General features: G+C 59.1%; 18 protein-coding genes and 1 pseudogene. 8 read left to right on the forward strand and 11 right to left on the reverse strand.

What is annotated here, in order from left to right:
- Nucleotides 1–875, reverse strand: a pseudogene (locus CFR72_RS06295) (MFS transporter); the annotation flags it as partial.
- 44 nt (nt 876–919) lie between these two features.
- Nucleotides 920–1,489 (reverse strand): hydrolase, encoded by a 570-nt coding sequence (locus CFR72_RS06300; RefSeq protein ID WP_110913153.1) that lies wholly within the window; start codon nt 1,487–1,489, stop codon nt 920–922.
- Nucleotides 1,490–1,594: 105 nt separating this feature from the next.
- Here CFR72_RS06300 and CFR72_RS06305 point away from each other — a divergent pair, with 105 nt between their 5' ends.
- Nucleotides 1,595–2,242, forward strand: coding sequence for a TetR/AcrR family transcriptional regulator (locus CFR72_RS06305; protein WP_110913154.1), 648 nt, complete (start codon nt 1,595–1,597; stop codon nt 2,240–2,242).
- 141 nt (nt 2,243–2,383) lie between these two features.
- Here the strand turns inward: CFR72_RS06305 and CFR72_RS06310 are convergent, their stop codons facing one another.
- On the reverse strand, nt 2,384–3,541 hold the full coding sequence (locus tag CFR72_RS06310) for an aldo/keto reductase (protein ID WP_110913155.1): 1,158 nt from the start codon (nt 3,539–3,541) through the stop codon (nt 2,384–2,386).
- Nucleotides 3,542–3,705: 164 nt separating this feature from the next.
- Between CFR72_RS06310 and CFR72_RS06315 the strand changes: the two genes are divergently transcribed.
- The gene (locus CFR72_RS06315; RefSeq protein ID WP_110913156.1) at nt 3,706–4,167 is read left to right on the forward strand and encodes a YbaK/EbsC family protein; all 462 of its coding nucleotides are present in this window, start codon (nt 3,706–3,708) and stop codon (nt 4,165–4,167) included.
- A gap of 348 nt (nt 4,168–4,515) precedes the next feature.
- Here CFR72_RS06315 and CFR72_RS06320 read toward each other — a convergent pair whose 3' ends face one another.
- Complete coding sequence (locus CFR72_RS06320) at nt 4,516–5,580, reverse strand: hypothetical protein (protein WP_110913234.1); 1,065 nt, start codon at nt 5,578–5,580, stop codon at nt 4,516–4,518.
- Between the two features lie 714 nt (nt 5,581–6,294).
- On the opposite strand from CFR72_RS06320, the gene CFR72_RS06325 reads away from it, so the two are divergent.
- A complete protein-coding gene (locus tag CFR72_RS06325) occupies nt 6,295–6,759 on the forward strand; it encodes a hypothetical protein (RefSeq protein ID WP_110913157.1) in 465 nt (154 codons plus the stop codon).
- Between the two features lie 577 nt (nt 6,760–7,336).
- Here the strand turns inward: CFR72_RS06325 and CFR72_RS06330 are convergent.
- The gene (locus CFR72_RS06330) at nt 7,337–9,997 is read right to left on the reverse strand and encodes a TonB-dependent receptor plug domain-containing protein (protein WP_167400314.1); all 2,661 of its coding nucleotides are present in this window, start codon (nt 9,995–9,997) and stop codon (nt 7,337–7,339) included.
- Nucleotides 9,998–11,322: 1,325 nt separating this feature from the next.
- On the opposite strand from CFR72_RS06330, the gene CFR72_RS06335 reads away from it, so the two are divergent.
- Nucleotides 11,323–12,057 (forward strand): DUF72 domain-containing protein, encoded by a 735-nt coding sequence (locus tag CFR72_RS06335; protein ID WP_110913235.1) that lies wholly within the window; start codon nt 11,323–11,325, stop codon nt 12,055–12,057.
- A 169-nt stretch (nt 12,058–12,226) separates the two neighbouring features.
- Here the strand turns inward: CFR72_RS06335 and CFR72_RS06340 are convergent, their stop codons facing one another.
- The 6 genes from CFR72_RS06340 to pxpB form a co-directional block, all read right to left on the reverse strand.
- Nucleotides 12,227–13,429, reverse strand: a complete 1,203-nt coding sequence (locus CFR72_RS06340; RefSeq protein ID WP_110913159.1) for a pyridoxal phosphate-dependent aminotransferase — start codon at nt 13,427–13,429, stop codon at nt 12,227–12,229.
- 128 nt (nt 13,430–13,557) lie between these two features.
- A complete protein-coding gene (locus CFR72_RS06345; RefSeq protein ID WP_110913236.1) occupies nt 13,558–14,736 on the reverse strand; it encodes an MFS transporter in 1,179 nt (392 codons plus the stop codon).
- Between the two features lie 151 nt (nt 14,737–14,887).
- Nucleotides 14,888–15,811, reverse strand: a complete 924-nt coding sequence (locus CFR72_RS06350) for a DMT family transporter (RefSeq protein WP_110913237.1) — start codon at nt 15,809–15,811, stop codon at nt 14,888–14,890.
- Nucleotides 15,812–15,979: 168 nt separating this feature from the next.
- Complete coding sequence (locus CFR72_RS06355; protein WP_110913160.1) at nt 15,980–16,747, reverse strand: LamB/YcsF family protein; 768 nt, start codon at nt 16,745–16,747, stop codon at nt 15,980–15,982.
- Nucleotides 16,744–17,754, reverse strand: a complete 1,011-nt coding sequence (locus tag CFR72_RS06360; protein WP_110913161.1) for a 5-oxoprolinase subunit C family protein — start codon at nt 17,752–17,754, stop codon at nt 16,744–16,746. Before CFR72_RS06360 ends, CFR72_RS06355 begins: the two co-directional genes overlap by 4 nt.
- Nucleotides 17,751–18,431 carry a 5-oxoprolinase subunit PxpB gene (gene pxpB, locus CFR72_RS06365; protein WP_110913162.1) on the reverse strand — a complete coding sequence of 227 codons (681 nt, stop codon included), beginning with the start codon at nt 18,429–18,431 and terminating at the stop codon, nt 17,751–17,753. The genes CFR72_RS06360 and pxpB overlap by 4 nt, the downstream gene beginning before the upstream one ends.
- 355 nt (nt 18,432–18,786) lie before the next feature.
- Between pxpB and CFR72_RS06370 the strand changes: the two genes are divergently transcribed.
- From CFR72_RS06370 to CFR72_RS06385, 4 genes are read left to right on the forward strand one after another with little or no spacing between them, the layout of a single operon-like run.
- A complete protein-coding gene (locus tag CFR72_RS06370) occupies nt 18,787–19,542 on the forward strand; it encodes an SDR family oxidoreductase (protein WP_110913163.1) in 756 nt (251 codons plus the stop codon).
- Between the two features lie 5 nt (nt 19,543–19,547).
- Nucleotides 19,548–20,000, forward strand: coding sequence for an acetyl-CoA carboxylase biotin carboxyl carrier protein (locus CFR72_RS06375; RefSeq protein WP_110913164.1), 453 nt, complete (start codon nt 19,548–19,550; stop codon nt 19,998–20,000).
- Nucleotides 20,001–20,011: 11 nt separating this feature from the next.
- Entirely contained in the window at nt 20,012–21,379 is a 1,368-nt protein-coding gene (gene accC, locus CFR72_RS06380; RefSeq protein ID WP_110913165.1) for an acetyl-CoA carboxylase biotin carboxylase subunit, read from the forward strand.
- Nucleotides 21,376–21,837, forward strand: a complete 462-nt coding sequence (locus CFR72_RS06385; protein ID WP_110913166.1) for a biotin/lipoyl-containing protein — start codon at nt 21,376–21,378, stop codon at nt 21,835–21,837. The genes accC and CFR72_RS06385 overlap by 4 nt, the downstream gene beginning before the upstream one ends.
- Nucleotides 21,838–21,941: the final 104 nt, after the last annotated feature.

Consider the following 21,941-nt stretch of genomic DNA (forward strand, 5'->3'; position numbering starts at 1 on the left):
GCGAATGGTATGCTGTCAGATGCCAGCTCGCCATCATGTTCGATGATCGTTTCCCAATGGCCTGAAAAAGTGCCACCGCACAAAATTCTACACAGTCTCGCGGAGAAGACCGGAGCCCGGAACAGCGCCAGATCAATCAGCGCATGCGCTCCTTTCCGATGCGCCTATCGCAGATAGAGAATGCCCATGACGACAGCCAGGCACAGGAGCACCTGACCCGTTCGCTGCCCTATATGATCGGTGCCATAAAGCAGCGCGATCAGGGCCGGGGACAGCAGTGCCAGCCCGGCAATGTCGAGCCTGCGCGGACGGCATTCCTGTCTGTCATCGGGCAGGAACATACTGGCGAGCAGCAGCGCGACAAGCCCGAATGGCAGGTTGAGCAGGAAAATCCATCGCCAGGACGCAACCGACAGGATGCCACCGGCCACGACGGGACCGAGAAGTGGGGCCAGCAGTATGGGAAGCGTGACGGCGCTCGCGACCCGGGGAAGCTGCTTTCCGGCGGCGCGGGCAATCGTCATCTGCGCCATGGGGGCCAGCAGGCCGCCCGCCATGCCCTGCAGGACGCGGAACGCGATCAGCGACGGCGCAGACCATGCCAGTGCGCACAGGGCGGATGTCACCGTAAACCCGGCAAAACACCCCAGATAGATGGTCCGCCCCCCAAACCGGTCAACAAGCCATCCGTTCAGGGGGAGTGTCAGGGCCAGCGCCAGCAGATACCCGCTGACCACCCACTGGACCGTGGAAAATGGCGCGTGCAGCGTGGTGACCAGATCCGGGATCGAGACATTGACGATCGTCGCATCCAGTTGCGACATGAAGGACCCGATGGCCGCAACACTGACGATTTTCCAGATGCCGGCAGGCAGCCGGGCGGAAGGGGATGCGTCTTGCAAGGTTCGGTCTTCTGGCTTCAGGATGCCAGTTCGATCGCGGAGCTTGTCGTCACGCGGCCAAGCCGGGGGAAAATGCAGTCATATGCGAAACGCTGCATCTCTTCGGAAAAGGTGGAGGTGATGTCTTCGGCGAGGACAACGGCGTAGCCATGTTCATGCGCCGCGCGGGCGGTGGATTCCACGCCAAGGTTCGTCGCAATGCCGCCAATGACCACGGTGGTGATGCCGCGCCGCCGCAACTGAAGGTCGAGATCCGTCCCGTAAAAAGCGCCCCACTGCCGCTTTGTGACGTGCAGGTCGCCCGGCTGCGCCAGCCCTTCGGCCAGATCGGTCCAGTCAGGAGCAAAGCCACCCGGCGGTGGTGCGAACGGCAGATCGACGGGGGTATGCAGGGCGTCGGCAAAATCGGGGGCGAAGGCGACATTGACCAGGATGACCGGCGCACCGGCGGCGCGGAAGCGTGCGGCAAGGGTTTTTGAACGTTCGACAATCGTCCCTCCCGTGTAGGGGGCCAGTTGATGGGAGACGATGCCCTTCTGCAGGTCGATCAGGATCAGGGCGGTCCGGGACGCAGAAAACGATGTCATGGCGGTCTTCTCCTGTTATCAGGCTCCTGCATGCCGGGGCGTTGTCCGGGATGGAAGGAGTTGATAGAAGTTGAGCATACACTCAAACAGGGACACTATTTGAGGATGGACTCAAGTACGTCAAGCGAAAAGCGTGCGCCCCTTCAACCCCGGCGGGCCGTCGGGCGGCAACGCGTGGCCGAACTGCTGGCGGCCGCATCCGACCTCATCGCGGAACGTGGCTACGATGCGACGACAATGGCAGAAATAGCCGCGCGGGCCGGGGCGAAGATCGGTTCGCTCTATCGCTTCTTTCCCAACAAGGAGGCCATTGCCGAGACATTGCTGCAGCAGCATATGGCGATCCTGCAGGAAGAATACGAAGCGATCGGATGTCGCGCGTCAGGCCTGCCCCCCGATGAACTGGCCGATGGCCTGATTGACCTGATGGCAAGGCTCTATCCCCGTGTGCAATCGCTCCCGGCGCTGATGGGCGCGCACACGGACAGGACGGAACTTCGTGCGCGCTTGCGCGGCCAGGCGCTCCTTGAAATCGCAACGGCGCTTCGGGCATGTGCCCCTCGACTGGACCAGAAAACGGCGGATGACATTGCCGCTGTTGTTCTGAACAATATGAAAGTCATGGTGGGCATGATCCATGGCGATGCGCCCACGGCACCGGGGGCACCGGATGAACTGCGCCGGATGAACCGGCTTTACCTTTCGTCCCGGCTTGGGCCTTTTCGCAGTTTGGGTAGGATTGATGGGGAATAGAAGTTTTTGGTGAAGCTTTTTCCCAAAAAGCTTCAAAGAACGCCGCCTTTTTGAAAAAAGGCGGCACCCAAAAACTTTTATATGATTTCTGGACTTTTTGTCGGGCCAATCCCAAACCCTGCTGGCTGCATCATGGCTTTCTTACAGGGGGACGGGGACCGGAGCAGCCTGTGCAATCAGCTTTTCGTGTTTGAGTTCATCCCATAATGCAGATGGGATCGAGACCTCCATGGAACGGGCATTGGCCTGCATCTGTGCGGCATTGCGTGCCCCCGGAATCACGGCAGCAACCACAGGATGGGCCGCCGCGAACTGAAGTGCGGCCGTGCGCAGGTCAATCCCGTGCCGTTTGACGACAGCCTCCATCGCGTCCCGTTTGTGCGCCATTCCGGGCGGGATCGTGCCCTGATAATCATAACGATTGCGGCCCGCGGCATAGCCTGCGTTCAGCGGCGCCCCGACGACAACTGAAATACCACGTGGCGCGAGGGCAGGGAGCGTGTGCGACAGGGCCTCGTCATGTCGCAGGATGGAATATTGCGTTGCCAGCAGGACAATGTCGGGATCACCGATTTCAAGGGTGCGCAGGACGGCCTGGGGCGTGTTGACCACAAGCCCCCAGGCCCTGATGACTCCGTCCTCGCGCATCCTGGTCAGTGCCGGAATCGCCCCCTTGGCGGCCTGGTCGAAATAGCTGGTCCATTTGTCACCCATGTCCCTGTTTTCAGGGGACAGGTCATGGATATAGACAATGTCGATCCGGGACAGGCCCAGCCTTTGCAGGCTGTCCTCGATCGAGCGCCGGACCCCGTCTGCGGTATAGTCATAGCGATAGGCGAAAGGCGAGGGATCATGCCACATCGTCCCGTCGGGAGGCTTGGGCGCGGCCGTCAGCAGACGACCGACCTTGGTCGATAGTACGAACTCATCCCGTGGTCGTGTATGCAGGAAGTGACCGAACCGCCGCTCGCTCAGGCCAAGGCCATACCAGGGCGATGTGTCGAAATAGCGTACCCCCGCAGTCCAGGCGGCCTCCAGGGCCGCTTCGGCATCTTCATCCGTACCTGCCGCAAAGCCGTTGCCAATCGGGACCCCGCCAATGCCGAGGCGTGTCGGAGGGCGAAAGCGCTGGCCTTGCGCTGCCGTGTTCAGCGGTATCGTATTTCGGGCCATCCGTCCCATGGTCGGTGTAACGTCCCCGGCATGCTGCGCATCCTGGGCACGCAGGGGCCGCGCCATCAGGGCCGCGGCCCCGCCAAGGGCGGAAAGGGCGAGAAGGTTGCGTCGGGTGGCTGTCATCGCGTCCTCACATGATATGGCTTGGCTCTTAATGCTTTTCATGGAGGCGGGTTCGCTCCTGTCCGGAACCGGATGCAGACGGGATGTGCGGCACTGGTCCGCGATTGTCTTCGGGAAACGTGTGAGGTGTAATCATCCCCCCATCATTGGCAAAGGAGATAGGGATGAGCCGGGAATCCGTGCAGGCATTTTTGGAAATACATGCCCCCGACATCGAACCTGTGGTGCTGGCGGACAGTACGGCGACCGTTGCGGAAGCCGCGCGGGCATTGGGCGTGGAGGAAGGGCAGATTGCCAAGACGCTGGCGCTGAAGGTCGGAGAGGAGCGGATTCTGGTCGTGATGGCAGGAACGGGGCGGCTGGATAACCGCAAGACGAAGGATACATTCGGCAACCGGCCCCGCATGCTGCCTGCGGAGGAGGTGCTGGAACTGACCAGCCATCAGGTTGGGGGTGTATGCCCGTTCGGACTGCCGCATCCGGTCAGGGTATTCTGTGATGCATCACTGCGCGCATTTGAGGAAGTCTGGCCGGCAGCGGGGGACCGGAACAGTTCGGTGTGCCTGACGCCGGACCGGCTTGCGGAACTCGTTGGTGCACAATGGGTCGATGTCAGCAAGCTTTGATGCCGGATTGCCTGATTATGCCACGGTCTTGATGCAGTTCGCCAAGGGGTGAATTGCGGCGAACCGGGAATGGGGATGCAGGATGGCGGCGCAACCGTCCTGCTGCTGTCAGGGGGCGTAGTGCCCGGGAATACCGTGCTGGCGGTAATGCGCCCTTCTGCAACCGTGCCTTTGGCATGCAGGGCGCGATCACTCCATCGCTGCCTATGCGGGGGCTGTCATGCATATGCAAAGATGATTGCGCGCCAGCAGGTATCGACCCTGTTCATGATGCAGCAGATATACGTCCGGTTGCCTTATGCGATGCTACAAAAGAAATATTGATGGTGACGAATGCACATGTATACTTTACCCATTCACGGGTATTGTAAGTACCGCGCCGGGATTCTTGGTCGTTTTTGAGAGTTCCATGAGGATCTGAAGCATTGTAAAGCCAAGCTTGCTGGAAAAATCCGTATCGGATATGTAGTAAAACTTTTTGTTATATTTTATCTCCACAAAAGATGATCGTGGGTGTTCATCGCTGACATGAACAAAAACTGTTGGTTTTGTATTTCTTCCAATCAGGATGACCTTGGGGAGTGTGCGTCCTGAATCAATATCTTCTTGTGGAACGTCGATTTGATACGCAATCTGCCCTAAAACGCCAAGCATTGTGCGGGTCAGGAGCCTGATCTGGCCGCGTTGCGGTCTTCCGGCCCCATATATGACTTCTACACGCTCATCTTTTGGACCCATTTCAAAGAAACGACGTGTCGCCTGTACAATTTTTGACAAAATTGGATCCGTGGTTGACGATATCGTAAGGAAGACCCGGTCAAAAGCCGGAGTTTTTCCTGGTATTTCCTCGCTATGTTCAAGCTGTATGCCCAGGAGGCCTGCAATCTGCAACCGGCGGAGATCGTAGATGAGTTCAAAAAATTCTGGAGAGCCTCTCCCCACATCCCCACCTATGGCCCCCACGTTGTTGATGAGATTAACCGCCTGAACCGACAGGCGGAACAAAATATCTATGGGCAGTCCGCCCATGGCCAGAGGCAGGAGGCTGCCGGGAGGAAGCGGGCGGAGGAAACTCTGGGCATATGCGTCCCCCGTGACAGGCTGGAACGTAAAGGTCGGGCTTTCCTGTATCTGCGCCCCGATGGCTCCCGCAGGCCTGAGGGGACTGGAATCCGATCCGACACCGATGGAAATATTACGTTGCAACTGGTATCCAGAGATCAATTGGGTCGTATCCAGAAAACCAGGGGTATCAGCATATCGCAAACGGACAACATTGAGGAGCGTCTGTTGCTTGGAAGATCCGATTAATGCTTGGGAATAATCAAGCTGATCATGGTCCAGTCTTTGAGAGCCAACGCCATAACAGCCGCTCAACAAAAAGGAGAGCGAAATAACTGTAATTTTTTTCATAAAAGTGTAACTCTGCATCTCTGAATATGGCGTATTATCTTGTATTTCGACTTTTTTGATGACGGTTGCGCGTTTGTCTTCATGAAGTAACCCAGTTGCTGGATGTCATGATAGCATGCGCTTTTGTTAAATTATATCTACATTGAATTTTATCTGTTCCATCATCATGCCAACTCTATCTTCCAAAGATGCAGCTATTATCAAGCCTGCTCATTCCCTGTTATTTTTTCGTGAATGATACGAAAATCCTCCCTTGTTCCATATCTGGCCTTATCGCCGGGATAATGTCGATCCGCGACATCAGGATCTGAAAACAGCGTTCAATGGAATGTGACCTGTTGTGAAGATGAGATGTCAGGGAAGGCGGCTTATCGGCAGATCCCGCGATGGATGATGGCAGGCATCGTTGAATTCCTGATGTCTGAACGGCCCTTCATGTCAAAATGACAGGATTTCCTGTGGCTGAATTTATGCGGGATCGTCATTGATAACCGGGTGCTATGCCCCATTTCCAGAAATGGCGCCCAAGGCCGGCCGTGGATCCAAGCCGCCTTGCGCGATGCATGAGCGCAATTTTTAAGGGGAATATGTTATTGTAGGAGAGTATGTTAACTGATCACTGCTGGTTCATCATGTCCTGTGCAAAGGGGAAGAACATAAGCTATCAAATCCGACTGCGAGTTTGTCTTAATTTCCCGTAAGGTATCTCTTGCCATGAGAAAAAGTTTTCTCTTCCTTGTTCCAGCACTCATGATGGCCAACCATGCATATGCAACAGACGTGAAGCTTCCGGATGGGACGCCGGCGAGTGTCACCATCCAGACGCCATGCACAAGTAATAGTTATAAAGAATATGAAACATGTATTTCAGCCATCCTGAGTATCCCATCCAATCGTGGTGGTGATGTGGATGTCAGGTCTCTCGAAACCCTGCTACCCAAAGATATTCAGAAAGCTGCGATCATAAGCGGGATCACTTCGACACCTGTTATGCCGATGACGGTGTCTTTGAAACATTATGATGACAAGAATATCACCTGGCCGACAACGGATACGCCCCTCGACCATATTATAATCCCGAATAACGGGACGTATCAGGTTGTCCTGACAACGAATGACGGTGGGAAAACATGGGGTATGAGGGTTGTCATCGAACAGCCTGGGTCTGCGGAGCAATAGAAGTCCATCAATGCAATATGAGGTCGGTCCCTGAATATGGGGTGCCCATGACTGGTTGGAGCCGCCAGCGTAACCGGATTGCCGTGATATGCGGCCAGCATGGCGTATGGGATGACGGCACGCACTCCTGATGAATACGGGCAGGGAAGCCGGGCGGGATTTCCTCTCTCGCCCCTCCAGTCATGGATATATCCCATGCTGACCAGAATTTGATGTCATGTCGCAGCAGGCCGGGACATCAGGGCAGCATCGAAAAAGGATATCCCTGACGGACGTCTCGGTGTGGCCAGTCATATTATCGGTCACGCATAAGTTTGCGCAGCATGTCCGGTAGGGTCTTCCGGATTTCCTGCTCTATTCATTTAGGGATCCGGATATGGGTCGGGTTCGGTTTTCATATGGAACCTGTGCGTCCCATTGTTCGGGATGGGCATTATCCGGGATTATTGCAACGGATATGCCCGTTTCAGGCGTTATCGAATACACCTGTAGTCTGTATGTCGGCGAGAATTGCCCCGGCTTGAATGCCGAGGCAATTCGCACTCCACGGGGAATTATCTTTTGAAAGCAGACCCCATCAGAAATTGACCTGCGCCTTGAGATACATATAGCGTCCCTGCCAGTCATACATGCCGGGATCGGTATTGTAATCTCCCAAGGCGTCGAACTGGGGCTGCTTGCCGCCAATGTTGCGCACGCCGCCGGTCACGGTGAACTTGTTGCCGCGATAGGTGATGGACACGTCATGATAGAAGGTCTGATTGATCTTGTACCACTGCGTGAAGCTGGCATTATAATCGGACGAGGGGAAATAATACATCCCGTCGATGAAGCGCAGCATATAGGTGAAGCTCCACCGTCCATGGGTAAAGGTGGCGGTGCCGTTGGCCAGCCATTTCGGAGTACCAACCGACCCGAGGTAGCTTACAAACGGCGTGCTGGGTGTATTCTGTTCCTTGTAAGCCATGACATCCTGAATGTCCGCGCCGAAATGCAGCGAGTTGGCATAGTCGATGTCGTAGTTGTACTGTGCGGAGATGTCGAGGCCGTCTTCCTTGAAAGCGCCGACATTTTCTTCATAGTTGGAAACGGGGTTAAGCTGTCCCGACACATCGCGTCCATGAATGACGTTACAGTAGGCGCTGGACATATTGACGCTTTCGTAACATCCATCCAGTTCGGTCTGCAGGGACGGGGTGCTCAGCGCATGTGTGATGGAAGTGTGGAAATAATCAATCGTCGCGGAAAAACCGGGGAGGAAGGTCGGCGAAAGGATCGTCCCGATCGTATAGGTTCTTGATTCCTCCGGCTGGAGGCTCGGGTTACCGCCACTGATATATTTCATGGCGTTGTTGACCTGCTTGAAGGTCGAGGGATTGAGGCCCTGTGCACGGCAGTTGGCGGCAACGATGCCAGCAAGTGCGCCATATTCGGAAATCTGTCCGCACGGATCATGCGCGCCGCTCAGGCTGATTGTCTGGCCGGCATACAGGTCACCGATCTGCGGTGCACGGAAACCGGTCGCAAGGTTGGCACGGAAGCGGATGCTGTCTGTCGGCGCATAGATCAGGCCGGCATGCCAGTTATATGTCTGTCCGAACGTGTTGTAATTGGAAAAACGTCCCGAAACCTGTGCACTCAGGCTTTTGGCCGCAGGGAGGTTTTTCAGGAGCGGAATACTGAGTTCACCGAACACCTCGGTCACATTATATCCGCCCGATGTGCTGGTGTAATAGTAATTCGAGGCCTGTCCGCTCGAAGCAAAGTTACTGGCGTAGGAGTAACCGTCCAGTCCACGATGTTCGACGCCTACGGCGATACCCAGCGGCCCATAGGGCAGGCGGGCGATATGCTTGTTGGCGAATGTGACCTGCACGTCGCGAAGTTCATAACCGGACGGATAATCGTCCGTGACGCCGATATACTTTTTCGCAGCCGGCGACAGGGTCTGCGAAAATGGATTGATCAGGACGCAGCCCGGCTGGCTTGTACAGACGGAAGGATCGTAATATCCTGTTGTGGAACCGCCACCGCCCGTCTGGTGGAAGCCCAGGGCGTTTTCCATCTTGACCCAGTTGATCTGGCCATTCTGGCTTTCTTCACCAACGGATTTGCCGAAGGAGTAGAAGGCGTCATATGTCCACCAGCCTGAATGCGGGATGGATCCGCGCAGGCCGACGGTGGCCTGATACTGGTCATTCTGCAGGTCACTGTAACGTTCACCAAGTCCCATCATGCGTTTGTACATGGCGACGTCTTCACCGAACGGGTTGTAGGGATTCCCCGAAGGAATGATCATTTCCCCCGAATTGCCCGTCAGTGTCGTTGCCGGGGTGCCGATGAACATCGGCACGCCCTTGGACCAGCCAGCCGTGTGTGTCCAGTTGCCATCAATGTAGAACTGGACATTCTTGGTGATGTCAAAATGTCCGCTGCCCGCAACAGTCTGGATGCTCTGCTGCGCAAGCATCTGGTTGCCTTGTGAATAGTCATAATCATCGGCATAGCCAAACGGGCTGAAACCCCCGTTGCCATTGGGGGTTACGGAATAATTGCCCAACTGTCCCGGCTGGGATGTCAGGGGGGCGCCACCGTTGGCGGCCACGAAATAGCCATTGGGCGTATAGGTGGAGCCGTAATACTGTGGTGCCCCGGGGGAGTTGTCCCACCCTGCACGGTCGTGCATGGCCCATTTGCGGGCATTCGCATCCACGGGAGCCTGGTAGTTATAGGAACCGCTCAGGATAAAGTTGCCGCGCCCATGCATGATATCCCATCCATGCGTGGCGGTCAGTGCGCTGGTTTCGGCGTCTCCTGAATCACTGATGCCGCCATTGGCGGTCAGGGTCGTGCCCGTATAGTCCTTTTTCAGGGTAATATTGATGACACCCGCAATGGCGTCGGAACCATAGGTGGTTGATGATCCGTCCTTGAGGATTTCAACGCGGTCAACCATGGCGGGCGCGATCGCATTCATGTCCACGCAGCCACCGGGCCCTTCGACCATGCGGTGTCCGTCAACCAGGACAAGGGTGCGTGCCGTACCCAGGTTACGGATATTGATGCATGAACCGCCGAAATTGCTGTAGGAATTCCCGGAGAAGTTCATGGACGGAATGCGTGAAAACACTTCCCCCATCGTCATGGCGGACGATTGCTGGATCTGGTCCGACGTGATGAGGGCGACTGGCTGTATCTGTTCCGTTTCGCGTGCACCCAGATGGGTGCCGACGACCATTATGTTTTCGCTATTGTCGCTTCCTTTCTTTTGATAAACCTTTGTTTGTGTTTTCTTGCTTTTCTTCGCCGGGATGACCTGTCCCGACGTCGTCCCCGGCAGGGAAATGATCTGCGCATGTGCGGATTTACTCGAAAGTAATTCGCCCGCTGCGGTGCCGAGGATACACAGGCCAGGAGTCGTCAGTATAGAAAGGCAAGTCGTATAACGACTTATGCGGAATGACATCGTTTAATGCTCCTTCCTCGTTGCGCCCTATGTATTTATTCGGAAACACATCATATCGAGCGGTATAATGTATCGTTTCCGAAACGTAATATCGTCAATTTCAAAAAAGTTGTTCGTGCATAACTTTTGTTTAAGGGGGCTGTGATGATATTTTGGATTCAGCGTATTGGTATTATACTTAATAAAATGCAGAAGTTTTAAAAGCCATCAAGTAATTCTGATGAATTCATTTTTTAGTTGCAAATTCATCACAAATGCCACGGATTTTCTAAATCAGAATCCTGGATGCCATGCACACGATAAGCCTGGCCTGCAGAAAATGGTGGTTTTTCCGTCATGTTTTGGACAGCGGATATGATATGGCAGTAAATGCCTGTAATAAAAGCGGGTTTTATTACGGAATACGCTCACCCTGTCATGGGGGATGCAGCCCTATGGGGAGGAGATCAACGTGGTCGTCATTGCGAACGCTGCCAGAAGTCCTGATGCCTGTATTTTTCAGGTAGGGGAACACAAGGCAGGTGGAAACAAGAGACGATACCGAAACGATACGAACACAATGCCTGTGCCGATGGCAGATATCATGCCGTATATATGTGAATGGCAGTCGCATGATCGGGTTCTCATCATGACTACTTGTTTCGTTTCAGAATATTCCAGTTCAAGACATATTGTGTCAATTCCAAAATGATGGGGTCGTATTAGCCCTTGGTTAAGGGGAAGGGGATTCGTTAATTGAGGGAAACGAATGGTATTAATCTATATTTTCATGATGAACCCGGATGCGGACATATCAGAAAATGGTGCGCGATGGTCCATGGCATGCCACGATCTGCATGACGGAAAGAATTGGTCTGGTTCGATGATGGAAAGGCCCCGACTGTCATGGGTATGAACAGGAGTACGTTCGTGGGCCGGAAGGATGCTTGATCTCGCGTGACGTCATGGCCTAGCCTCCAGCAGCAGGGCTGGAAAGGTTTCGGCCTGCCCGTCACATGCAAAGGCGGGACTGCGTCTGAACGCCTGACCGGGCAGGCAGGATCCCGCCGGACGCCACGTGTCCTCAATCGTTCCGCCCCATGGAAAGGCAGCCCTTCATGTCCATACGCATCGGTGTTGCTGGCTGGTCGATCCCCGCTGCGCTGGTGGGGGAGTTTCCTTCGGCTGGCACGCATCTTGAACGCTATGCCGGGCGGCTTCTGGCTGTCGAGATCAACAGCAGCTTCTATCGCCCGCACCGGCGCACGACTTATGAACGCTGGGCCGCAGGCGTGCCGTCCGGGTTCCGCTTTTCCGTAAAGCTGCCCCGGGCCATCACGCATGACCGCTGCCTGGGTGGTTGCGGGGCGCTGATGGAGCAGTTTGCCGAGGAAACCGAGGGCTTGGGTGCAAAACGTGGTCCCATCCTGGTTCAGTTGCCTCCGGGCTTCGCCTATCCCGGCGAGGTCGCAGAACGTTTCTTCACAGATCTGAAGGCCATCATCGCCGGTCCCGTCGTTCTGGAACCAAGGCATGCAAGCTGGTTCCAGCCGGAGGTGGAACGCATGCTGCAGCGGCAGCAGGTATCACGGGTCGCGGCGGATCCGGCGCGTCCATTATTATCCGCGGCGCACCCCGGGGGATGGGACGGTCTTGCCTATTTCCGATTGCATGGTTCCCCGCGCATCTATGTGTCGCCTTATGGGAACGACGTCATTGTGGCGCAGGCAGAGCGCATTGCGGCACTGAATGCGCGTGGCACGGAGGTCTGGACGATTTTCGACAATACCACCTATGGCGCCGCCACGCGGAATGCGCTGGAACTTGTCGAGGCGGTCATGGGAAATAAATGACTTATGGAATGGTATTTTTTGGGGGCTTTTAAAAAAAGCTTCGCCAGAAAATTTTGAATGATTTGTGCAATTTCTTGTGGGCGGGGGAAATACCCATGCCCTGTGGCGGATCATAAAAAAAGCCGGGATGCCCTGCGATATCCCGGCTTCTGTCGTGGGGGAGAGCGCCTTATTTCAGCCCATCCACAAAAGCCGCGATACGACGGCAGCCTTCGCGAAGGGTTGTGGTATCGGTTGCGTAGGAGATACGGAAGAAGGGGCTCATGCCATAGGCCGCGCCCTGTACGGAGGCCACCTGCTGCTCTTCGAGCAGGGCCATGACGAAATCGGCATCGGTCGCGATCAGGCGGCCACCTGCCGACGTCTTGCCCATGCATCCGCTGATGTCGGGATAGACATAGAACGCACCCTGCGGCGTATGGCACTCCACCCCGGGAATGGCGTTGAGCAGGCTGACCACAAGGTCGCGACGGGCCTGATATTCGGCGGCGCGGGCCTGAAGGAAATCCTGCGGGCCGTTCAGCGCCGCGACAGCGGCCGCCTGCGCCAGCGTGTTGATGCCGCTCGTCGTCTGGCCCTGCATGTTGTTCATCGCCGCGATCAGTGCGCGGGGACCACCGCAATAGCCCACGCGCCAGCCAGTCATGGCATAGGCCTTCGACACGCCATTGACGGTCAGGACGCGATCTTTCAGTCGTGGCTCCACTTCGGCGATCGTGCAGAAGGTAAACCCGTCATAGATCAGGTGCTCATAGATATCGTCGGTCAGGATCCAGACATGGGGATGTTTCAGAAGGACGGCGGCGATGGCCTCCATATCCTCACGCGGGCAGCATGCACCGGTCGGGTTGCCGGGGAAGTTGAGCACCAGCCACTTCGTTTTGGGGGTGATGGCGGCGTCAAGGGCGGTGGCCGACAGGCGGAATCCGCTTTCGGCGGGGCAGGGGACAGAGACGATATTCGCACCGGCAAGGCGGGCGATATCGGCATAGCTGATCCAGCTTGGGGTGGGCAGGACCACTTCGTCACCGGGATTGATGGTGGCCATCATGGCGTCATAGATGATCTGCTTGGCGCCGTTGGCCACCAGGATTTCATCAAGTGCGTAATCAAGGTGATTTTCACGCTGGAATTTGGCCTGCACCGCTTTCTTCAGGGCGGGTTTGCCGTCCTGGGGCTGATATTTGGTATCTCCCGCGCGCGCTGCGGCAAAGGCCGCCTCCACCACATGCTCCGGCGTGGGGAAGTCCGGTTCGCCAGAGGAAAGGCTGATAATCTTCACCCCTTCCGCCTTCAGCACCGACGCCTTGTCGGTCATCGCGGCGGAAGCCGAAATCCCAATTCCATTCAGTCGATCCGCAAACCCGGGCATCGGACGCTCTCTCCACTTCTGCTCATGCAACACAATACATGCCTGTAACGTATCGTAGATCGTTTCACGATAGGTTCGATACCGACGAAAATCGTCTGGCCCCATACAACAATCCTATGAAAGGGCGGTTATCCGTCCTGCATGTCCATCCGGATCGGGTTGCGCACCATCGCCAGCGACAGCAGGGCCGCAACGATCAGGGCAATGGCGCACATATACCAGGCCATGTCGAAACTGCCGGTCCAGGCGACGATATATCCGGTCAGGATCGGTGACAGCAGTCCCAGCGCGTTACTGCATGTCAGCGTGACGCCCGTAACCGCCCCCATTTTCCCACCATCTTCGACCATGTCGGTCAGCAGGGCGGTATTTGCGCCATTGGCTGCCATCAGGCAGGCCAGCGCGCCGGAAAGGACCAGCAGGATGGGCAGCATGGTATGGCACTGCGGCAGCAGTCCGATCGTGGCGGCCCCGGCCAGGCAGATGGCGACGATGAAACGCCGGTAGGGCGGGTGGATGCCATTGCGAAAGACAAGCTGTTCCAGTATCCGCCCGATGATGACCGCGCCGGCCGCCGCACTCAGGTAACACAGGGCCGTGCTGTTGCCCGTGCCGGTAATGTCGATATGCAGTTCATGGATGAGGTAGAGCGGCATCCACGACATGACCAGGAAATTCAGGTAATTCTGCGTACACTGCACCACCAGGATGCCAAGAAAGGAAGACGAGCGGAACAGGTTCCGTATTTCCCGCACTGAAATGGGTTTCCGGCGTGGTGCATCGGTCTTTTCCTTCGGGTTGCGGTAGATCAGCCACCAGACCACCGCCCACAGGATGCCAATGCCCCCCAGCGCCATGAATTCGCAGCGCCACCCAAAGAAAGTGATGAGATAGGCCCCCGCGATCGTGCCACCGGCCAGGCCAAGCTGCATGCCCGTCAGGAGCATGGTCATGACCGATCCGCGCTCCTTCGGCAGTGCCCAGTTGCGCACGACCGTCGCCCCAACGCCAAAGGTCGGGGCCTCCCCCACGCCCAGCAGCATGCGCGTCAGCAGGAACTGCGTGATGTTCTGCGCCATGCCCCCCAGCAGCATGGCAAAGGACCATATGCCCACGGCCAGGGAGCCAATCGCCCGTGCCCCCACCATATCGAGCACGATGGTCGATGGCAGGTTGAGCAGGAAATAGGACCACAGGAAACTGGAGGACACCCAGCCCATCTGCACCGGGGTGAGGGAAAATTCCCTGCCCATCGTCGGCAGGGCAATGGACAGCGCGGCACGGTCGCCATAACTGATGGCGTACATCAGGAAAACGAGAAAGAAGAACACATGGCGGGCAGGAATTGCCCGCCTGCCTTTTGCCTTGGTCGTGATTTCACCTGTTGTCACGCGACAGGACTCCCGGTGTGCCGTGAATTGGGGATGAAGCAGCGGGGCGGCAGGCATGGGGCAGGGGTCATGGCGGGGTGCCCGTGGCGGCGTCCATCGTGCCCTCGGCCACGGCTTTCTGCTTCGTCGGGCGGTCATGGCGCAGCATCCACACGCCAGAGCCAATAATCAGCAATCCGCCAATGACCATGGCCACGCCGGGGATTTCCACAAACCCGAACCATCCGATCAGTGCGGCCCACAGCAGCCCCGAATAGGCAAAGGGACCGATGGCGGACACCTGCGCCGATGCGAAGGCTTCGGTCTGGAGCACCTGCGCAATGCCGGCGAAGGCCCCCACGGCGACAAGGCACAGGGCCTCAGTCAGGTCGGGCGTGGTCCAGATGAACGGCAGCGGCAGCGCGGTCATCGACGTCATCAGGATGGCCTGCCACAGGGCGATGGTGGTGCTGGACTCCGTGGCCGAAAGCTGGCGGATCTGCATGGTGGTCAGCGCGCCTACGCCGCCCTGCGCCAGCGCTACGAAATAGGCCCAGGCGGGCACCGCGCTGTCGGCGCCATGCAGCAGTCCCTTGCCCAGGGCGACGACGATCACGCCGGAAAACCCGATCAGCACCGCAATCCAGCGCTGGAAGGAGGGGCGTTCATGCAGCAGGGGAATGGACAGCAGGACCAGGAACAGTGGCTGCGTGTAGGACAGGACCTGCTGTTCCGCCAGTGGCAGGCGGGTTACGGTAATCACCACCATGATCATGCTGATCAGTCCGACAACCGAACGCAGGACATGTCCGCCGAAATGATGCGTTTTCAGGACAATGCCCGTGCGTGATGCGATCAGCAGCACGAATGGCAGGGAAAACAGGTTGCGGAAAAAGGTGATTTCAAGCGCGGGCAGGGTCGAACCCGTCAGTTTCTGCAGGGCATTGAGTGCTGCGGTAAAGAATGTTGCCGATGCCAGAAGTAATGCACCACGTTTCAGGTCATGCTTCATTGTGTCCGTACCCCGATGCACGACATGAACGAAGGCGCGCGTCATGAAGGATCAATTTTTCCATGCCCCTGCCTGCCACACGTTACGTCATCGTAACGCGCGGGGCGCATTTCGGGTCATAGGCATTTGTTTCTTGGCAATAATAAATTCTTATGGCTGAGGGATGTCTCAGTCCATGATCTGGCACGCAGGGGTCAGGATGCCGCCGCTGGCTTCGATTTCCGCACGGATCGCGCGTGCGAGTTCCAGTGACCCGGGGGTGTCGCTATGTACCAGGATGGAGCGCGCACGGACCGGCAGGCGTGTGCCATCAATGGTGGTGACGGACCCGTCATGCAGGAACTGCTTCACGCGCGCGCGCACGTCCGCCAGATCATGGATGACCGCGCCCGGCCGTCCGCGTGGGACCAGCATGCCCGCCGCCGTATAGGCGCGATCCGCCAGGAACAGGGTATGCGGACGCAGCCCTGCCTTTTCCGCCGCGCGCTCCGTCGCCTGACCGGGCATGCAGAATACGGACAGTTCGCGGTCCATCGCGGCAATGGCGCGGGTCAGGCGCAGGGCAAGTCCTTCATCCGCATTGGCCATGTTGCCGAATGCGGCGTGGTAGCTGACATGGGTCACGCGGTGCCCGTGCCGTGCCGCAATCCCCTGCAGCGCGCCGATCTGGTAGCACATCATCGCTTCCATATCCGCATCGGAGACCGCCATCGCGCGCCGCCCGAAACCGATCAGGTCCGGCAGGCCGGGATGTGCGCCGATCCCGACGCCTTTTTCCTTCGCCAATTGCACGGTGCGATCCATGATGGCGTAGTCACCGGCATGGAAACCGCAGGCGATATTGGCTGACGACACGGTATCCATCAGGCCGTCATCATCGGCGATGCGCCAGCGGCCGAACCCTTCGCCCATGTCGGAATTGAGGTCGATTTTCATGCCCTGTCTCCTGACTTCATGCCAGCGCGGCGGCGCGCGGACTGGCGGTAGCGGCCAGCCATCATGCGCAGGTCATCCAGATAGGCGCTGACCGGCCGCATGGCGGCCACACCTTCGGCGAAGCTGCATTCATGCAGGTGGATATGCGTGCCGATCCGCGCCTGTCCCAGACGCCACAGGTCGGCTTCGATCACGGTGGCGATCCGGGGATAGCCACCAACGGTATTGGCATCGGACAACTGCACGATCGGCTCGCCCGACGGGGGGACCTGCACGATCCCCGCGATCACACCATAGGACCGCAGTTCAACCCGATGGCGCAGTTCCAGTGGCGCGCCCGACAGGCGATAGCCCACGCGGTTGCTCTGCGGGGTGATGCGCCATGGCGTCGTCCACAGACGCTGCCGGGCTTCGGGTGTGAACAGTTCATAATCGGTCGCGGGCATGGCGCGCAGGTGGATGGTCCTGCCGTCCGCCTCCCCGGCGGCATCCTTCAGCACGGCGGAAGGGGGAAGGGCGCCATAACCCGCCATGTCCAGCGTGGTGCCCGTGGTCTTCAGCGTATCGCCAGCCTCCAGCGGCCGGCCATCCAGCCCGCCAAAGCCCCCGCGCAACTGCGTGCTGCGCGACCCCAGCACGACGGGCACGTCAATCCCGCCCGCGATACAGACATAACCCCGCGCGCCCCTGCCGGGCTGGCCGATACGCAGGACCTGCCCGGCGGCGGCGGTCTCGACCATCCATGGCAGGACTGGACGGCCGTCAAGTTCGATTGCGGCGTCGATGCCCGTCACCACAAAGGTCGCCGCCGCATCAAGGCGCAGGACAAACGGGTAGGTCTGCAGTTCGATGCAGGCGGCATCATCATTGTTGCCCAGCAGGATGTTGCCAGCCCGCAGGGCGACCGGATCCATCACGCCCGACGTGCTGACGCCAAGGTTACGGTACCCGGGCCGCCCCAGATCCTGCACCGTATTGAGGGGCGATGTTTCAAGGATCGTGATCACAGCTCGATGCTTTCCGGATAAAAGCGGATGCGATCGCCAACGGCGAACAGGGCGGGCGGCTGTCTGTACGGATCGAACAGCCGCAGGTCGGTATAGCCGATGGAGTTCCACCCGTTCGGCCCCGTCAGCGCGGAAATGCCCGCCTGCATGCCGCCGATGATGACGGTGCCGGCCTGCATGTTCAGTGACGGCACGGTCTTGCGCGGGGTTGCGATGCGCGGGTCCAGCCCATGCAGGTAACCAAAGCCTGGCGCGCTGCCGATGGCGCAGACCGTGTAGTCATTGGCGTGATGGATGGCGATGACCTCTTCGGGCGGCAGGCCCGCATGCGCGCTGACGGCGGCCAGATCCTCGCCCAGTTCGCCCCCATAACGCACACCGATTTCAAAAAGGCGTCCCTCGATATGCCGTTCGGGCAGGGTGTCCCACGCATGGCACAGCCATGTGGCCACGGCCTGCGGATCGGCGGGCGGGGCGGCAAAGACCAGCATGAGGTTGGTGACACCGGGGATGAGTTCACACACGTCAGGGCGGCCCTGCGCCGCATCCATCAGCGCCCAGATCCGGCGCTGCTGCGCCATGGTGAAGTCGCCCGGTGCCTCGAACAGCATGGCGCGCGTGCCGATCATGCTGGTAACGGGGCGTGCATCCGCACCGTGCGCCACATCGTGCCTCATATCCGTGCTCAAGATACACAATCCCCGCAACAGTGCTGGTCACATCCCGAAAAAACCAGGGGCAGGTATGGGGCCGGAACCATGGCGGTACAGGTTTCGCGGCATCATGCGCCCCGGTCGAAATTATGTCGCTTTGCGTAACGATGGCCAGTGCAATTCTGGTTGTGAGGCCATCGGATAATCTTATGGCCCGGGGATGCGGACGGGCCATCAGATTATGTTATGGCGTGAGAACGAAGTGCTCTTGGCGCATGTTGCGCAGGGTCGGTAACATGAAGAAATGGCTGAGCATCCGGCAGCCGTTGTGGGGCCGGGCCGTGTCAGTTTTTCTGTTCAGAATCGGGTCTTCTTACCAATGAGCAACCAGCCGTACCGTACCGCCCTCGTCACTGGCGCATCCTCTGGCATCGGGGCGGCGATCGTCCGCCGCCTGGCAGCGGAAGGGATCGAAGTGCATGCCGTGGCGCGCGATGCGGCGCGACTGGAAACGCTGGCGCAGGAAACCGGGTGCGTCCCCCATGCGGTCAGCGTCTCCGACCAGGCCGGGATCGAGGCACTGGTAAAGGGACTGGAAATCGACATCCTGGTCAACAATGCGGGACAGTCGCGCACCGGGAACATCACCAGCACCACGCCGGAGGATATCGACGCGCTGGTGGATGTGAACCTGCGCGCGGTCCTGCAACTGACGCGGCTTGTGGTGGCGGGCATGATCGCGCGTGATCGCGGGCATATCGTCAACATCACCTCGATCGCCGGGCATTACGCCTTTGCCGGTGGCAACACGGTCTATCACGCCACCAAGGCAGGCGTGCATTCGCTGTCGCAGCAGTTGCGCTGTGACCTGTTCGGGCGGCATATCCGCGTGACCGAAGTCTCCCCCGCGCGGGTCGAGACCGAAGTGTTCGGTCGCCTGATCGGCAACATGGAAGAAGCGAAAAAGCGTTTCTTTGACGAATATGACTCCCTTCTGCCGGAGGATATCGCCAATTCCGTCGCCTTTGCCGTCATGGCGCCGCAGCGCATGAATGTCAGCTTCATGGAGGTGCTGCCGACCATGCAGGTGGTCGGTGGCCTGAACTTCGCCAAGAAGACATCCGGCGCGGCGTAGGCACGGTGGATCTCTCGCATGTCAGGCGGCTGATCGACCTTCTGGCCCGCGCTCCGGTGACGGAGCTTGAGGTGGAGGAAGGCGGCTGCCGCATCCGCATCACCCGTGGCAATGGCGGGGGACGGCCTGTGGTCGCTCCCGCCCTCCCGGCCCCCACCGTCGAGGTGGGCCGCGCGCCAGGGGTGGCCGATCCGGTTGCGCCCGCGGTGACGGAGCCTGCGGCGGATCATGTCATTACGGCCCCGTCTTATGGGGTGTTCCACCTCTCACCCTCTCCCGGTGCCGCACCTTACGTTGCGGTGGGCGATGCGGTGCAGGCTGGACAGGAAGTGGGACTGGTCGAAGCCATGAAGGTATTCAATGCCGTCCGCGCCACGCAGGCGGGTGAAATCGCCGCCGTTCTGGTGGATGACGGCGCCGAGGTGGAGGCAGGCACACCCCTGTTCCGACTGGTATGAGTGCGGCTGGCATGAGTGAAAAGAGACGTTTCAGCCGGGTGCTGATTGCCAACCGGGGCGAGATCGCCCTGCGCATCCAGCGCGCCTGCCGCCAGCTTGGGCTGGAGACGGTGGCCGTGCATTCCGAAGCCGACGCGGACAGCCGCCATGTGCATGAGGCGGATGTCAGCCTGTGTATCGGCCCTCCCGCCGCGGCGCGCAGTTACCTTGATCCTGACGGACTGCTGCTTGCGGCCCGACTGACGGGGGCGCAGGCCATCCATCCCGGTTACGGGTTCCTGTCGGAAAATGCCGATTTCGCCGATGCGGTGGAGGCCGCGGGCCTGACCTTCATCGGCCCGACGGGCGCGTCCATCCGCATGATGGGCGACAAGATCACCGCCAAGCGCGCCATGCGGGAGGCCGGGGTGCCCTGCGTGCCCGGGTCGGACGGGCCGCTGCCTGCCGACATGGGCGCGGTGAAGGCCATTGCGCTGGAGGTGGGGTTCCCCGTGATCGTCAAGGCGTCGGGCGGTGGCGGCGGGCGCGGCATGCGCGTGGTCGAGCGTGAGGCCGACCTGGCGCAGGCGGTCATGCTGACGGCCAAGGAAGCGCAGCAGGCCTTTGGCAATCCGACGCTGTATCTTGAACTCTTCATGCAGAAGCCACGCCATATCGAGATTCAGGTCCTGTGCGACACGCACGGCACGGCGCTGTGGCTGGGCGCGCGCGACTGTTCGCTGCAACGCCGCCATCAGAAGGTGCTGGAGGAGGCGTCCGCCCCCGGCATCGCGCCGGAGATGATCGCCCGGATTGGCGAACGCTGTGCCGAAGCCTGCCGGCGCATCGGCTATCGCGGCGCGGGAACGTTCGAATTCCTGTATGAGGACGGGGTTTTCGCCTTCATCGAGATGAATACCCGCGTGCAGGTCGAACATCCCATTACCGAGGAGACGACCGGCATCGACATCGTGGCGCAACAGTTGCGTATCGCACAGGGCGAGACGCTGGATATCGCGCAGTCCGATATCGCCTTGCGGGGCCACGCCATCGAATGTCGCCTCAATGCGGAGGACCCGTTCACCTTCATGCCCTCGCCCGGGACCATTACACGCTGGGACCTGCCCGGCGGGCCGGGGATCCGTGTCGATACGCATGTGGTCGCGGGCTATACGGTGCAGCCCTATTATGACTCCCTGATCGGCAAGATCATCAGTCATGGCGCAACGCGGGCGGAAGCCATCGCGCGCATGCGTGTCGCACTGGCGGAAATGAAGGTGGAAGGTGTTGCCACCAACATCGCCTTGCATCAGGACCTGCTGGCGGACCCGGCGTTCGAACGCGGTGGGGTGGATATCCATTACCTTGAACGCTGGCTTGCGCACAGGACGGCCTCATGAACAACCGCTCCGAACAGTTGGTGCCCCATTTCGACCGGATGCCTGACCCCGACCAGATCGTGCAGATGGCGACATGGCTGGCGCAGGCGGGGCTGGAAAGCCTTGAACTGACGAATGAGGCCGCGGGCCTGCGGCTACGCCTGTGCGTGGAACAGGCCGCCCCGGGTGTTGCCCCTCCCGCCCCTGTCGCCGCCCCGCCGCCTGATGGCGGGGCAGGGACGGTGGCGGCCACGGCCCCGTATTTCGGCCATCTGTGCCTGACCCATCCATTGCGCGATGCACCCTTCGCCCCGGTGGGGGCAAAGGTGGCGCAGGGGGATGTCATCGCACTGCTGACGCTGGAGACCCTGCAGCTTTCCGTCGTCGCGCCGGTGACGGGCACGGTGACGGAGGTCGTGGCGCAACCCGGCGTACTGCTGGGGTATGGCGCGACGATCATGCACATCCGCCCCGACTGACAGAAACGGATCGGGGCCTGCCGCCTGCGCGGTTTCGTGCGGGCCCGATGATATTCTTCCTGATGTGGATGGACCGAAATGACCGATATGCCCCTTCCGGCAAA

The sequence above is a fragment of the Gluconacetobacter entanii genome (assembly GCF_003206495.1).
Classification (GTDB): Bacteria; Pseudomonadota; Alphaproteobacteria; order Acetobacterales; family Acetobacteraceae; genus Novacetimonas; species Novacetimonas entanii.